General features: G+C 30.7%; 14 protein-coding genes. 12 read left to right on the forward strand and 2 right to left on the reverse strand.

Features of this window, described 5'->3' with window-relative positions:
* Positions 1 to 57: 57 nt before the first annotated feature.
* From GQS57_RS19235 to GQS57_RS17705, 10 genes are all read left to right on the forward strand, one after another.
* A complete protein-coding gene (locus GQS57_RS19235; protein ID WP_165734302.1) occupies positions 58 to 3,186 on the forward strand; it encodes a UvrD-helicase domain-containing protein in 3,129 nt (1,042 codons plus the stop codon).
* Positions 3,187 to 3,502: 316 nt separating this feature from the next.
* Complete coding sequence (locus tag GQS57_RS17665) at positions 3,503 to 4,861, forward strand: OmpA family protein (RefSeq protein ID WP_165734303.1); 1,359 nt, start codon at positions 3,503 to 3,505, stop codon at positions 4,859 to 4,861.
* Positions 4,862 to 5,051: 190 nt separating this feature from the next.
* Entirely contained in the window at positions 5,052 to 6,560 is a 1,509-nt protein-coding gene (gene atpD, locus GQS57_RS17670; RefSeq protein ID WP_165734304.1) for a F0F1 ATP synthase subunit beta, read from the forward strand.
* Positions 6,561 to 6,638: 78 nt separating this feature from the next.
* Positions 6,639 to 6,932 carry a F0F1 ATP synthase subunit epsilon gene (locus GQS57_RS17675; protein WP_165734305.1) on the forward strand — a complete coding sequence of 98 codons (294 nt, stop codon included), beginning with the start codon at positions 6,639 to 6,641 and terminating at the stop codon, positions 6,930 to 6,932.
* 338 nt (positions 6,933 to 7,270) lie between these two features.
* Positions 7,271 to 7,879 carry a hypothetical protein gene (locus GQS57_RS17680; RefSeq protein WP_165734306.1) on the forward strand — a complete coding sequence of 203 codons (609 nt, stop codon included), beginning with the start codon at positions 7,271 to 7,273 and terminating at the stop codon, positions 7,877 to 7,879.
* Between the two features lie 4 nt (positions 7,880 to 7,883).
* Positions 7,884 to 8,534 (forward strand): hypothetical protein, encoded by a 651-nt coding sequence (locus tag GQS57_RS17685; protein ID WP_165734307.1) that lies wholly within the window; start codon positions 7,884 to 7,886, stop codon positions 8,532 to 8,534.
* Entirely contained in the window at positions 8,510 to 9,262 is a 753-nt protein-coding gene (locus tag GQS57_RS17690; protein WP_165734308.1) for a sensor histidine kinase, read from the forward strand. Before GQS57_RS17685 ends, GQS57_RS17690 begins: the two co-directional genes overlap by 25 nt.
* Positions 9,259 to 9,903: a response regulator transcription factor gene (locus tag GQS57_RS17695; protein WP_165734309.1), complete on the forward strand. Its 645-nt coding sequence runs from the start codon at positions 9,259 to 9,261 to the stop codon at positions 9,901 to 9,903. The genes GQS57_RS17690 and GQS57_RS17695 overlap by 4 nt, the downstream gene beginning before the upstream one ends.
* A gap of 20 nt (positions 9,904 to 9,923) precedes the next feature.
* On the forward strand, positions 9,924 to 10,319 hold the full coding sequence (gene rbfA, locus GQS57_RS17700; RefSeq protein WP_165734310.1) for a 30S ribosome-binding factor RbfA: 396 nt from the start codon (positions 9,924 to 9,926) through the stop codon (positions 10,317 to 10,319).
* A 14-nt stretch (positions 10,320 to 10,333) separates the two neighbouring features.
* Positions 10,334 to 11,536 (forward strand): ABC transporter permease, encoded by a 1,203-nt coding sequence (locus GQS57_RS17705; protein WP_165734311.1) that lies wholly within the window; start codon positions 10,334 to 10,336, stop codon positions 11,534 to 11,536.
* 26 nt (positions 11,537 to 11,562) lie between these two features.
* Here the strand turns inward: GQS57_RS17705 and dusB are convergent, their stop codons facing one another.
* Entirely contained in the window at positions 11,563 to 12,561 is a 999-nt protein-coding gene (gene dusB / locus GQS57_RS17710) for a tRNA dihydrouridine synthase DusB (protein ID WP_165734312.1), read from the reverse strand.
* 172 nt (positions 12,562 to 12,733) lie between these two features.
* Here dusB and GQS57_RS17715 point away from each other — a divergent pair, with 172 nt between their 5' ends.
* Both GQS57_RS17715 and lepA read left to right on the forward strand, forming a co-directional pair.
* A complete protein-coding gene (locus GQS57_RS17715) occupies positions 12,734 to 13,009 on the forward strand; it encodes an EF-hand domain-containing protein (RefSeq protein WP_165734313.1) in 276 nt (91 codons plus the stop codon).
* Positions 13,010 to 13,189: 180 nt separating this feature from the next.
* Entirely contained in the window at positions 13,190 to 14,986 is a 1,797-nt protein-coding gene (lepA, locus tag GQS57_RS17720; protein WP_165734314.1) for a translation elongation factor 4, read from the forward strand.
* A 456-nt stretch (positions 14,987 to 15,442) separates the two neighbouring features.
* Here the strand turns inward: lepA and GQS57_RS17725 are convergent, their stop codons facing one another.
* Positions 15,443 to 16,141, reverse strand: coding sequence for a zinc metallopeptidase (locus tag GQS57_RS17725; protein WP_165734315.1), 699 nt, complete (start codon positions 16,139 to 16,141; stop codon positions 15,443 to 15,445).
* Positions 16,142 to 16,187: the final 46 nt, after the last annotated feature.

Genomic DNA, 16,187 nt, shown 5'->3' on the forward strand with positions numbered 1-16,187 from the left:
ATTCTGATATTTACCTGAAATTAATTGCTTAATTTGTATTTTGCAGTAAAATAAATTGTGCAAAATACATCATCCTTTCAGGTTTATAACGCTTCTGCAGGAAGTGGAAAAACCTTTACGCTCGTAAAAGAATACATTAAAGTTTTATTAACTTCTGATGATATTTTTTCGTTTCAGAAAATTTTAGCAATTACGTTTACCAACAAAGCTGCTGGTGAAATGAAAGAGCGTGTATTGTCTAGTTTAGAAGATTTTGCAGATGGTAAGGAGAATGATTTGCTTAATATTATTGTTGATGAAATAACGATTGATAAAGCAATAATTCAAGAAAGAAGTAAGAAGATTTTAGATGCAATTTTAAAAAACTATTCTGCTTTTTCAATTACTACCATTGATAGTTTTACACATAAAATCATTAAAAATTTCGCTTTCGATTTAGGTCTGTCGCTTAATTTTGAAGTAGAAATGGATGCAGTTTCTTTATTAAATGAAGCTGTAGATGTTTTAATTTCTAAAATTGGAACAGATAAAAAACTAACCAACCTTTTAATTGATTATTCTCTAGATAAAACAGATGATGATAAATCTTGGGATATTTCTAGAGACTTAAGTGAGTTTGCAAGAATTTTATTAAATGAAGATGATGTACAGCATTTTAGAAGTCTTGCTGATAAAACATTAGAAGATTTTACAAACTTAAAGTCGAAGTTGTATAATCAACAAAAAGAATTAAAAGATTCCATTAAAAAAGTTGGAGAAGAATGCCTTCAGTTGATAGAAAATAACGGTTTAGAGCATAAGAGTTTTATGCGAGGTACTATTCCTAAATTCTTTGCCGATTTAAGTATTAAGTCTGTAGATATAGATTTTATCAAACGAAGTGAAACGATAAATAAAGCAATCGAGAATAATCAATATTATTCAAAGACTACCGCTGAATTTGTTGCAAGTTCTATAGATCAAATTGTGCCAGATATTGTTCGGTTATTTAAGGAAGCTGAGGTTATTTATCAGCAATTCTCTATGAATAAATTGGCTTTGAAAAGCATTATTCCTTTAGCTGTTTTAAATAATATCAATTCAGAATTAGAAAATATAAAAGAAGACAATAATATTCGATTAAATGCAGAATTTAATCAATTGATTTCTGATAATATAAAAGACCAACCAGCTCCTTTTATTTATGAAAGAATTGGGCAACGTTTTCAGCATTATTTTATTGATGAGATGCAAGACACTTCTGTGTTGCAGTGGCAAAATTTAGTGCCATTAATAGACAATACGTTGGCGCAAGAAAATAGTAACTTACTGTTAGTTGGCGATGGAAAACAAGCTATTTATAGATGGCGTGGAGGAAAAGCAGAACAATTTATAGAGTTAGGTTCAGACAGAGTGAATCCTTTTCATGTTTCTAAAGAGATTAAAAATTTAGAAACCAATTTTAGAAGTTATTCAGAGGTTATTAATTTTAATAATTCGTTTTTTCAGCATACGGCGAATTTTATTCAGAATGAATCGTATAAAAAAATCTTTATAGAGGGTAACAAGCAAATAGAAAATGCTAAAAAAGGCGGTTTAGTTTCGTTAACTTTCCTTGAAAAAAATGAAGATAAAGAGCTTGAAAAGGTAAAATATCCGCAGAAGGTTTTAGAGAAAATTCTTCAATTAAAGGAGAGTTTTTCTTTAAGTGAAATTTGCGTGTTGACTCGTACTAGAAAAGATGGGGTTGCAGTGGCGAATTATTTATCAGAAAAAGGAATTGATATTGTTTCATCGGAAACCTTATTGCTTAAAAATAGTGCAAAAGTTACTTTTATTGTTGATGTTTTAAAGGTTTTACAAAATCCGAGTGATGAGGAAACACGTTTTGAAATGCTGTATTTTTTACATCAACATTTACAAATAGAAAAGCCAAAACATGTCTTTTTTAATGAATTTGCAAAGGCTGATAATGAAACTATTTTAGAGTCTATAAAAACCCTTGGTGTAACGTTTAATATTTCATCATTTCATCAATTACCATTTTACGAGAAAATAGAAGAAATTATTAGAGGTTTTAATTTGATAAATTCTTCTGATGCGTATATTCAGTTTTTCTTAGATGTTGTTTTAGAACAGCAAAGAAACGGAACCGATGTTGGTGAGTTTTTAGAGTTTTGGGAACTTAAAAAAGAACGACTAAGTATTGTTGCTCCAGAAAGTGCTGGAGCTGTTCAGATTATGACCATTCATAAATCGAAGGGATTAGAGTTTCCGGTGGTTATTTTTCCTTGTGATGTAGATATTTATAGACAGATAAAACCAAAATCGTGGTTAAATAAATTACCGGAATCCTATGAAGGTTTCGATGAATTATTAGTCGATTATAGTAAAAGTTTAAGTATTGTTAGTGATAGAGGTTTAGATATTTATAACAAGCAACGCGAAGAATTAGAATTAGATAATTTTAATCTATTATATGTTACTTTAACAAGAGCTGTAGAGCAATTACATGTTATTACGGATAAAAAAATATCAGCTAAAGGAGAGGAGAATACTAATTTTTATTCAGGTGTTTTTATTAATTACTTAAAACAACAAAATCTTTGGAGTGATGATCTTTCTGAATATATATTTGGAGATCTGCAAAGGGTTAGTGAAAAGAAAGAAGAAAGTTCTGTTGCAGAAATCCATGAGAAATTTATTTCAACTCCTTGGCAAGAACATAATATTGTTTTGTTAGCAAATTCTTCTAAATTATGGAATACAGAACAGGGAAAGGCAATTGATTTTGGAAATTTATTTCACGAAATTTTATCTAAAATTATTACTTCAAAAGATGTTGAGAAAGTTATTTCCATTTATTATCAACAAGGAGTTATAAATAAAGAACAGCAAATTTTTATAACAAAAAGTATTCTTAGTATTGTAAATCACCCTGAATTAGAGTTTTATTTTTCAGATAAAGTTAAAGTTTTTAATGAAAGAGAAATTGTTGATGTAGATAATCAGATTATTATTTTAGATAGGTTGATTTTTATAGCGGATAAAAAAGTAGTTATCATTGATTATAAGACAGGAAACCCTTCTTCAGAGCATCATCAGCAGTTATTAAGATATGAAAGAACTTTAAAATCAATGAATTTTACAGTAGAGGAAAAATTACTGATTTATATTAATGATCAAATAGATGTTGTTGCGGTGTGATTTGTAGAAAAGCATCAACTTTAAAATTAAGATAAATTTATAAATAAAACAGTAATTTAACTGCTTAATTCTTTTCTCTTTAGAGCTGAAAGAAAAAGTCAGAAAAAAGAATTGATTATCCTTTAATTCATGTTAATGAGTGGTTTAAAGAGCTTTATTGAGGTCTTTGTAAAAATTAGGTAGTGGATTCAAGGGGAATTAGAATTAATAAAACGTATTGTTTTAATAATATTTTGTAGATTTGTCTTTGTATATACGATTTAAGGATTTACTTTTGCGTATAATAATAACGAACTTTTAATTTAAAAATTTGATAATGAAACGATTAAGAATAGCTGTGATAGCTTTGTTTACGTTGGTAACAGTTGGTAACGTAAACGCACAAGATGAAAACAACCCTTGGGCTGTAGGTTTTGGTGTAAACGTAGTAGACTTTTACAATGGTGATGACTTTAGTGACCAAATAAAAGATTTATTAGGTAACGGAGATTGGAATATTTTACCTTCTATTTCTAGAATATCTGGAGAAAAGTATTTAGACAAAGGATTCTCTTTACAATTAGCGGGGTCTTTAAATAAAATTGAAACAGTTACAATTAAAGATGATTCAGATTTTCTTTACTGGGCTGTAGATGCAGTTGTAAAGTATGACTTAAATAACTTAGTTGGACAAACAGGTTGGTTTGATCCTTATGTATATTTAGGTGGAGGTTATACTTCTGTAGATTCTAGTGGTGAAGCAATGTTAAATGGTGGTGTTGGTTTTAATACTTGGTTTAATGACAACTTAGGATTAAACTTTCAAACAGGAACTAAAAAAGGTTTTTCTGATAACGTAAGAGCACACTACCAAACTTCTTTAGGTTTAGTAATTAAATTTGGAGGAACAGATACAGACGGAGACGGAGTATATGATAAAGATGATGCTTGTCCAGAAGAAGCAGGTTTAAAAGAATTTAACGGTTGTCCTGATGCTGATGGCGATGGAGTAAAAGATTCTGATGATGCTTGTCCTAATGTTGCAGGTTTAGCAGCTATGAATGGTTGTCCTGATTCTGACGGAGACGGTGTAGCTGATAAAGATGATATGTGTCCTAATGCCAAAGGAACTAAAGCTAACAAAGGTTGTCCTGATGCTGACGGAGACGGTGTAGCTGATAAAGATGATAAATGTCCTTCTGTTGCAGGACCATCTGATAATGCAGGATGTCCTTGGCCAGATACTGACGGAGACGGAGTATTAGATAAAGATGATAAATGTCCTGAGTTTGCAGGTGTAGCTTCTAATAATGGTTGTCCAGAAGACGCTATGACAGCAGAACAAATTGCAGCTTTAGCAGGATATTCAAAAGAAATCTTATTTAGTACAGATAGCGCTAAAATTAATAGAGCTTCTGCAGGGAAATTAGATAAAGTTTATGATTTAATTAGTTCTGTAGATAATGTAATCTATGTAATAGAAGGTTATGCAGATAGTAGAGGAGCTAGTGCTTACAACGTATACTTAACTGAAAGAAGAGCAGAATCTGCTAAAGCTTATTTAGTTGAAAAAGGTTTTGACGCTAATAGATTAGAAACTGTTGGTCAAGGAGAGAAAAATCCTATTGCATCTAACAATACTAGTTTAGGAAGAAGTAAAAACAGAAGAGTAGTTATTAAGTTATCTGATAAATAATTTTCAACTACATTTTAATATAAAACTCTGCTCATTTTGAGCAGAGTTTTTTTTGTTTCTGTTATTTGTTTCTTTTTCAATTAAAAAAGAGGAAAATCTTTTTTAATTAAGGACAAAAAAATTACCTTTGCAATCTGAAAAAAGAGGCTGAAATCTCTGAAATAAAATAATAACTTTAATTAGATACATAATGTCTACAATAACAGGTAAAGTTTCACAAATTATTGGGCCAGTAATTGATGTTGAATTCAATACTGAAAATGAACTTCCTAAAATTTACGATTCGTTAGAAATCAAAAAAGCTGACGGCTCTATTTTAGTATTAGAGGTACAACAGCATATTGGAGAAGATACAGTTAGAACTATCTCAATGGATGCTACTGATGGATTAAGTAGAGGAACTGAGGTTGTGGCTACAGGTAATCCTATTCAAATGCCTATCGGAAACGATATTTATGGCCGTTTGTTTAATGTAACTGGAGATGCTATTGATGGTTTAGGGAATTTGAAAAAAGAAGGTAAAGATGGTTTACCAATTCACAGATCTGCACCTAAATTTGAAGATTTATCAGTATCTACAGAAGTTTTATTTACAGGTATAAAAGTAATCGATTTAATTGAGCCTTATGCAAAAGGAGGTAAGATTGGATTATTTGGTGGAGCAGGAGTAGGTAAGACAGTATTAATTCAGGAGTTAATTAACAATATTGCAAAAGGACATGGTGGTTTATCAGTTTTTGCAGGTGTTGGAGAAAGAACTCGTGAAGGAAACGATTTACTTCGTGAAATGTTAGAGTCTGGAATTATAAAATACGGAGACGATTTTATGCATTCTATGGAAGCAGGAGGATGGGATTTATCTAAAGTAGATAAACCAGGAATGAAAGGTTCTAAAGCTACTTTCGTATTCGGTCAAATGAACGAACCACCTGGAGCACGTGCACGTGTTGCATTGTCTGGTTTAACAATTGCAGAATACTTTAGAGATGGAGCAGGAGAAGCAGAAGGTAAAGATGTACTTTTCTTTGTTGATAATATTTTCCGTTTTACACAAGCAGGTTCTGAAGTGTCAGCACTTTTAGGACGTATGCCATCGGCGGTAGGTTACCAACCAACATTAGCAACAGAAATGGGTGCTATGCAAGAACGTATTACATCAACTAAAAAAGGTTCTATTACATCTGTACAGGCAGTTTATGTACCTGCAGATGATTTAACAGATCCAGCACCAGCAACAACGTTTGCGCATTTAGATGCAACAACAGTATTGTCTCGTAAGATTGCAGAATTAGGTATTTACCCAGCGGTAGATCCTTTAGATTCTACTTCAAGAATTTTATCTGCAGAAATTTTAGGTGATGAACACTATAATACTGCAACAGCTGTAAAAGAAATTTTACAACGTTATAAAGAATTACAAGATATTATTGCAATTTTAGGTATGGAAGAATTATCTGAAGAAGATAAATTAGTAGTTCATAGAGCTAGACGTGTACAACGTTTCTTATCTCAACCTTTCCATGTAGCTGAACAATTTACTGGTATACCAGGAGTTTTAGTTGATATTAAAGACACTATTAAAGGTTTTAATATGATTATGGATGGTGAGTTAGATAAATACCCTGAAGCAGCATTTAACTTAAGAGGATCAATTCAAGATGCAATTGATGCTGGAGAGAAAATGTTAGCAGAAGCATAAAATTAGTCAGCGATCTGCAGTTTTTAATCTTAAAAAAGAATGTAAACTGCAAATTGAAGACTGTAAACTATAAGAGATATGTTTTTAGAAATTGTAACACCAGAAGCTATATTATTCTCAGCAAGGATTGACTCATTGTCAGTTCCTGGAGAAAATGGTGAGTTTCAAATGTTAAATAATCACGCACCAATTGTTGCTAACTTAAAGGAAGGAATAGTAAAAATTCATGTTCATAGTAAAGAACATTTAGAATTTGATCAATTTAAAGGGCATTATGAAATTCATATAGATGATGATAATATTCTAACAATTGCTATTAAATCTGGAACTTTAGAATTAAAAGATAATAAAGCAATTATTTTAGCAGATTAAGTTTCTAAAATAATTATAAAATTAAAAGTCTCAAAACATCAGTTTTGAGACTTTTTTAATTTAAACACTTTCTATAAAATAGTAAGTGTATTTTTTGCAATTTCCCCCTTTACTTTTCTTTTTATTTCATACTTCAAAATTGGTAAATAATTAAGAATAAACGGTTAGTGTAAATCATTGAATTTATACAGGAAAAACACCTTTTTAGACAAGGTTGATATAAATAATATTTCAATTAAGTATTTGATATATAGTGAGTAATGTTGTTTTTAGTTTTTATCTTTTTTATATTATAATTTAATTTGTATTTTCATGCGTATTAATCCAACTACTATGTTATGAAAACAGTTTTTAAATTTTATCAAATATTTTTTTTAGCATTATTTATCATTAGTTGTAGGTCTGAAGCAATATCTCAGGTTGCTGAAGTTGATAGTTCTAGGCCTTCTAATACGATCACTTATAAAGAAATGGCTAATATGTTTCATCAATATGATGTAGGACAGAAACCTGTTTTAGATGAATTTAGGAAAGAATTTACAGGTGATGCTAATGAAATTGAGAGTATTTCTCATTTTTACGATATTAATGAATTAAAGCAATATATTGCGTATGTAGAAAGGTTATCAAAGGAAAAAGATATTAAGCTTACAGGTATTAGAATTTTTTCAGCAGCATACCCTAAAGATTATCCAGAAGAGCTTTTAAGAGGTCGACAAACTTTAATTTTTATGCCTACAGCAGATACAAAAGAAAAGAAAAATGTTGCTTATGAGCCTTTGTATTCTAATAAAGGAGAGGCAATCCCTTTTACAAAATTCTTAGATCAATTTAGTAGTAAAGAAACAAAGCGAGTTGTTAGAGCTTCTTTTTTACCTTTTATTGGAGCTCAAGAAGATCTTAAAAGTTCTGGAGCAAATAAATTGAAACCAACACCACCAATGTAATCTTTTGGATAAAATAATTTACATATTATATTTTATAGCCATAGTAGTCTATGCTATTTTCTATTTTAAAAAATCTTTTGATGTTGATTTAAAATACTTTTTGGGGTACTTAATAGCTATGTTTACTTTTGAAATGATTGCTAGCTATGTGAAATATAATTTAGCGCTATATAATTTATGGGTATATAATACCCTTACTTTTGTTGAATTCAATTTATTATTTTTATTTACAAAACAAATATTAATTTCAGGAAAAACACAAAAAACAGTTTTAAGAGTTAGTATGCTTTTTAATGTAATTTATTTGCTAACTACGTTTTATTATTTGTATCAAGGAATTTATTTTGAAACCTACAATAGCATTGCTTCTATTTCTGGAAGCTTATTAATAGCTATTGTTTTATTCTTATTTTATAGGGATTTTTTATCTTCTAATGAAATTCTTAATTATAAGAAATCTCTTACTTTTTGGATTGCTTTTGGTTTGTTATTCTATTATTTAGGCACTATACCAATAACTTCTATTATAAATAACATGAAAGGAACACCAATTGAGGTGATAGAATATTTATACAATATTCAGTTTGTTTTATTGATATTTATGTATAGTTGTTTTATATTGGGGGCACTATGGAGTCAGAAGCGAGTCAAATAATATTAATTGTAACCACTATCATAATAGCTACGTTTGTTGTTTTTATAATATTATTGTTTACTGTTTTTCAGAAAAGAAAGAACTCATTATTAGAACAGCAAAAAGAGAGTAAAAAAAGATTTGAAAGAGAAATTGCAGAAACACAAATAGAAATTAGGGAAGAGACCTTAAGAAATATTAGTTGGGAGTTACACGATAATATTGGGCAGTTATTAACTTTAGCTAAAATTCAACTACAAAATGCTTCTCAAGATAACATTCACGAAGTTTCAGAAACAATTACCAAAGGTCTAACAGAAGTTAGGGCTTTGTCTAAATTAATTAACCCAGAAGCTATAAAAAACATCAAATTAAGAGAAGCGATACAGCTAGAGATAGATAGATTTAATAGATTAAATTTTATCAATTCTGCCTTAATTATTAAAGGAGATGGAGAATTAAATAATGAAAAATCTTGTATTATTATTTTTAGAATTTTACAAGAATTTTTTTCCAATACCATTAAACACTCCAAAGCATCTAATCTAACTGTAGAGTTAAATTTTAGTGAACATTATTTAGAAATTACAGCGAAAGATGATGGAGTTGGTTTTTCCTCTTTAGAAGGTAAGTCTAATGGAATAGGCTTAGAGAATATTAAAAATAGAGCAAAATTAATCGGTGCAACTGCAGTTTTTACTTCCGAAGTAAATAAAGGTACCTCCCTAAATATAGTATATAAATTATGATGAAATATTCCGTTGTTATTGTAGATGACCACACACTGCTTTCTCAAGCAATTGCTGCTATGGTAAATACTTTTAATAAATTTAAAGTTTTATATACATGTAAAAATGGACAAGAATTAGTTGATAAATTTTCTTCTTCACCGGAATTTATTCCAGATGTGGTTTTAATGGATATTAATATGCCTATAATGAATGGAATTGAAACAACTGAATGGATTTCTAAAAACCATAATGAAGTACATGTAATGGCACTTTCTGTAGAAGATGAAGACGCTACTATTTTAAAAATGTTAAAAGTTGGTGCTATTGGTTACTTATTAAAAGATACCGAAAAAGTAGTTTTAGAAAAAGCTTTGGTGGAAATAGCCGAAAACGGATTTTATCATACCAAAAATGTAACCAATTTATTAATGAAATCTCTTTCTGGAAATGGAGAGACAGAAATAAAATTTAAAGAAAGAGAAATTACTTTTATGAAACACGCTTGTTCTGAATTAACCTATAAGGAAATTGCAGAAATTATGTGTTTAAGTCCAAAAACGATTGATGGATATAGAGATGTTCTGTTTACTAAATTACATGTAAAGAATAGAGTTGGTTTGGTTATGTATGCAATCAAAAATAAAATTTACACTCCATAAAAAAAGTGTAAATTTGCAGCATGGAAGAAACGAACAGACAACGTAAAATTGCAGGAGTATTGCAAAAGGATTTGGTAGATGTTTTACAGAAAGCAGCGCAAGATGGAATGAAAGGAATAATTATTTCTGTTTCTAAGGTTCATGTAACATCAGATTTAGGAGTCGCTAAAGTTTATTTAAGTGTATTTCCTTCTAGCAATAGAGAAGAAATTATTAAAGGTGTACAATCTAATACGGTTTTAATTCGCCATGAAATGGCAAAAAGAACAAAACATCAATTACGTAGAATGCCAGAATTATTATTTTTTGGAGATGATACGTTAGATTATATTGAGGAAATTGATAAATCTTTAAAAGGTGAAGATGACAATCCTATTAAAGATCCTAGCGTTTTACCAAGACGTAAAAGAAGTTAAATTTATTCTCGCATTTGAACTTTCCCTTATACATAGCCAAAAGATATTTATTTACAAAAACAGGTAATAATGCCATCAATATTATTACAATTATTGCTTCTTTTGGGGTAATTATAGGCTCTTTAGCCTTGTTTATTATTCTTTCTGGTTTTTCTGGTTTGCGTACATTTAGTTACAGTTTGTTAGATGTATCTGATCCTGATATTAAAATTACTTCTAATAAAGGGAAAACTTTTCTCTATACGGATGAAGTTCATCAAGCCTTAATAAATAATACTTCAATAAAAGCAACTTCTAAAATTATAGAAGAACGCGTTTTTTTAGAATACAATGATAAGAATGAAATAGCTTATATAAAAGGCGTTGAAGAGAGTTATACTTCTATTACAGACATAGATTCTGTAATCAGTTTAGGGAATTGGTTAGATTTAGATCAGCCAAATACAGCGGTTGTTGGTAATGGAATTTCAAGAAAATTATCATTAGGAGTTTTAAATTATGGAGCTCCTTTGACAATTATGGTTCCTAAACCTGGAGTAGGTTTTATCAACCCAAATAATGCTTTTTATAAAAAAGATGTGCAAATTGTTGGTTTGTATTCTGGTACGGAAGAGTTTGAAAGTAAATTTGTTTTTGTTTCTATAAATGAAGCAAAAAACTTATTGAATTTTGATGAGAACCAAATAACAGGTGTAGAAATTAAATTAAAAGACAATTTAGATGCCGATTTGTTTTCTGAGCAACTACAACAGCAATTAGGAGATCAATTTAAAGTACAGACTAAACAACAGTTAAATGAGGTTTTCTATAAGGTAATTAATACCGAGAATTTTGTGTCGTACCTTATTTTTACATTGATAGTAATTATTGCATTATTTAATGTTATTGGTGCGATAATAATGATGATTATCGATAAAAAATCGAACTTAAAAACTCTTTTTAGCTTAGGTGCATCTATTAAGGAAATTAAAAAAGTTTTTATTTTACAAGGTTTTTTGTTAACTTTTTTAGGAATGATTATCGGTTTGTCGCTAGGAATTCTAATCGTTTTTATTCAGAAGGAATTTGGCATATTTATGATTACCCAAAACTTTGCTTATCCGGTTGAATTTAGATTTTCGAACCTGCTTATTGTAATAGCTACCATTACAATTTTAGGTTTTATTGCCTCTAAAATTGCTAGTAGTAGAATTTCTAAAGAGTTTATAGAAAGATAGGGGTAGTTTTTTGTAGCTAAATCAATTTAAAACTGGGGAATAATCGTATTCCCAAATTTAGCTTCCACCTCATCAAACGTAGCAAAAACATCCTTTGCATCATCAGAAGTTACCATTTTCATTCTGTATTCTTTAAAATGCGGAATCCCTTTAAAATAATTGGTATAATGTCTTCTCGTTTCAAAAACACCTAATACAGGTCCTTTCCAATCAATGGCCATTTGTAAATGCCTTCTTGCCATTTCTACACGTTGTGCAATTGTTGGTTTTGCTAAATGTTCACCAGTTTTAAAGAAGTGTTTTACTTCATTAAAAAACCAAGGATATCCAATTGCAGCTCTACCAATCATACAGCCATCTAAACCGTAAGAATCACGCATTTCCATTGCTTTTTCTGGTGAAGTTACATCACCATTTCCAAAAACAGGAATATGCATTCTTTGATTGTTTTTTACATCGGCAATTGGTTTCCAATCTGCTTCACCTTTATACATTTGTGCACGCGTTCTACCATGAATAGAAATAGCTTTACAACCTACATCTTGCAAACGTTCTGCAACTTCTACAATTCTAATAGAATCATGATCCCAACCTAAACGAGTTTTAACTGTAATAGGCAAATTAGTGTGTTTTACCATCGCTTCAGTTAATGAAACCATTAAATCTATGTCTTTTAAAATCCCTGCTCCTGCGCCTTTAGAAACGACTTTCTTAACAGGGCAACCAAAGTTGATATCAATAATATCTGGATTCGATTTTTCTACAATCTCCACCGTTTTTAACATCGATTCTAAGTTGGCACCAAAAATCTGAATTCCTACCGGACGCTCTTTTTCATAGATGTCTAGCTTCATAATGCTTTTTGCTGCATCACGAATCAAGCCTTCAGAAGAAATAAACTCTGTATATACCACGTCTGCGCCTTGTTCTTTGCACAAGGCTCTAAAAGGAGGGTCAGAAACATCTTCCATTGGTGCTAATAAAAGAGGAAAGTCTGGTAATTCTATGTTGCCGATTTTAATCAAAATGATTTAATTTTTTGCAAATTTAGTGATTTTTAGCCTTTTTTAGCTGAAAATTATTTTCTTCGGTTTTTGAAGCACTGATAGCTTTTAAATTCGCCCTTTAGAAATATGAAAAGCATTGTTTTTTTAAAATAAAATTATATCTTACAGTATAAAAGAATCAAATTATATTATGGGAGCAAAAGAAGATATTTTAAAAAAAATCAGTTTTTTAATCACTAGCAAATTTCAAAGTCCAGCAGAAGCTTTTCTTTTTTTTGATAAAGATAAAGACGGAAAATTAAATAAAGGTGAAGTAAAAGATCTATTAAAAGATGCTGATATCAGCGGTTTTTTTAGAGGAATTGTAGCTGGTGAATTGATAAAAGGCTACGATAAATCTGGAGATGAGTGTATCAACTTAGAAGAATTTAAGATTGCCATAGCAGAATTAGAAAGAGATTTGTAAATCTCTTTCTAATTTAAAATTTATACCACAAAAGAATATACTTAATGAGGTTTTAAAAATGCTTTTCTTGTAGACTGCAAAAAATAGCTGTCAACTGCAAAAATTAAGATACTTTTAGTTATTTAATTCACAAACTTATTTACCTATCTTTGTCAGTTGAACGCAGTTAGAAAACGAAGTATGAAAAACATTAGAAACTTTTGCATTATCGCACATATAGATCATGGTAAAAGTACGTTAGCAGATAGGTTATTAGAGTACACAGGTGCTGTAACAGATCGTGAAAAGAAGGATCAATTATTAGATAATATGGATTTAGAGCGAGAACGTGGTATCACCATAAAATCGCATGCTATCCAAATGGATTTTGAGCACAAAGGAGAACACTATATCCTTAATTTAATTGACACTCCTGGTCACGTAGATTTCTCATACGAAGTTTCTCGTTCAATTGCTGCTTGTGAAGGCGCATTGCTAATTGTAGATGCTGCACAAAGCATACAAGCACAAACAATTTCTAATCTATATCTTGCTTTAGAGAACGATTTAGAGATTATTCCTATTTTAAATAAAGTAGATTTACCTTCTGCAAATCCAGAAGAAGTAACAGACGATATTGTAGATTTATTAGGTTGTGACCCAGAAGATGTAATTCACGCAAGTGGAAAAACAGGTTTTGGAGTCGATAATATTTTAGCTGCTATTATAGATAGAGTTCCTGCTCCAAAAGGTGATCCAGATGCTCCATTACAAGCCTTAATCTTCGATTCTGTTTACAATTCTTATCGTGGAATTGAAACTTATTTCCGTGTTTTAAACGGAGAAATAAAAAAAGGACAAGAGATTAAGTTTATGGCAACTGGTAAAAATTATTTTGCCGATGAAGTAGGTACTTTAAAACTGACTCAAGTTGTAAAAAAATCTGTAAAAACAGGAGATGTTGGGTATTTAATTACAGGAATTAAAACGGCAAAAGAAGTAAAAGTTGGAGATACTATTACAGATGCTCTTAACCCAACTACAGAAATAATTGATGGTTTCGAAGATGTAAAACCAATGGTTTTTGCAGGGATTTACCCAGTGGATACAGAAGACTACGAAGAGTTGCGTTATTCTATGGAAAAGCTGCAATTAAATGATGCTTCTTTGGTGTTTCAACCAGAAAGTTCTGCCGCTTTAGGTTTTGGTTTCCGTTGTGGGTTTTTAGGAATGTTACACATGGAAATTATTCAAGAACGTTTAGAGCGTGAGTTTAATATGACTGTTATTACAACGGTTCCCAACGTTTCTTACCATGCTTATACTAAGAAAAATCCCAACGAAATATTACTTTTAAACAACCCTACAGATTTACCAGATCCATCGAGATTAGATAGGGTAGAGGAGCCTTTTATTAAAGCAAGTATTATTACCAAGTCAGATTTTGTTGGACAAGTAATGAGTTTGTGTATCGAAAAACGTGGAGAAATTACGAATCAAACTTACTTAACTACAGAAAGAGTAGAGTTAACGTTCGATATGCCTTTGGCAGAAATTGTTTTCGATTTTTATGATCGTTTAAAAACGGTTTCTAAAGGATATGCTTCTTTCGATTATTCGCCAATTGGTATGAGAGAATCGAAACTAGTAAGAGTAGATATTCTTTTAAACGCACAACCTGTAGATGCGCTTTCTGCACTTTTACATGCAGACAATGCGTATACAATTGGTAAGAAAATTGTAGAAAAGTTAAAGGAATTAATTCCAAGACAACAGTTCGATATTCCTATTCAGGCTGCAATTGGTGCAAAAATTATAGCCCGTGAAACTACCAAAGCATTGCGTAAAGATGTTACCGCAAAATGTTATGGTGGAGATATTTCTAGAAAACGTAAGTTATTAGAAAAGCAGAAAAAAGGGAAGAAAAGAATGCGTCAGGTTGGTAATGTAGAAATTCCGCAAGAAGCATTTATGGCGGTATTGAAGTTGAATGATTAGATAAAAAGAATCAAGATTTTTAGAATTAAGACTAAATAAATAATGTAGAAACCTTTTTGAGAAATCAAGAAGGTTTTTTTTATGCACGTCATTGCGAAGTTTACTTTTTTGTAAACTGTCAATCTGTTAATTTTTTTGAAGCTATTTCCTGCTTTCACTACTCGCTTTTTTTACTTCTGTTCTCGATACAAATTTGTTCATTCTTCACAAATTCACTCGAACTGACAGTAAAAAAGAGCTCAAATAAAAAGCCTGTCTTGAGCTTGTCGAAAGGTTCAATCTGGGCTAGACTTGTTTGCTAGCTTAACTTTTATCCTGCGAAAGCAGTATTCATAAAACTACTTTTACATCAAGTTTCTAATCAATATAAATCAAAAAAAACACTTTCGAAATGAATCAAAAGTGTTTAAATATAGTTTATCTATTAAAAAGTAAATACAAATAGCATCTGCGATGCTAATCTCTTCCTCCTAAAATTTGCATTCCCCAATATAATAAGGTTGCTAATGAACCCAAGGCAGCAACTAAATACGTTCTTGCAGCCCATGTTAAAGCATCCGTTGCTCCCGCTAATTCTTCTTGAGAAACCATGTTTTTGTTTTTTAACCAAGCTAATGCTCTATTACTAGCATCATATTCTACAGGTAAAGTAACAAAACTAAAAACTGTTGCAAAACCCATAAAAACTAAACCTGCAACGGCAATGTAAAAACCAATCCCAGTAGCTCCTGAAGCTGCTCCCATAATTAACCCACCAATTACCAACCATTGAGAAAATTTAGAAGTTACGCTAACAACGGGTACTAATTTAGATCGCATTGTTAAATAACTATATGCTTGCGCGTGTTGCACTGCGTGTCCGCATTCATGCGCAGCAACCGCAGCCGCAGCAGCATTTCTTTGGTTGTAAACAGACTCACTTAAATTTACTGTTTTATCTGCAGGGTTGTAATGGTCTGTTAATCTACCAGGAGTAGAAATTACTTTTACATCAAAAATACCGTTATCAGCTAACATTTTTTCTGCAATTTCTGCACCACTCATCCCGTTTCTAAGTTGAATTTTAGAGTATTTTTTAAATTTATTCTTCAGCGTATTACTCACTAACCAACTAGCCAAAGCAATTACTCCAATTAAAATATAGAATCCTATCATAATTTATATTGTTTAAAAATTGTATTTCATTTTTGTTTGATAAATT

The organism is Polaribacter sp. 20A6 (assembly GCF_011378915.1).
Taxonomy (GTDB): Bacteria; Bacteroidota; Bacteroidia; order Flavobacteriales; family Flavobacteriaceae; genus Polaribacter; species Polaribacter sejongensis.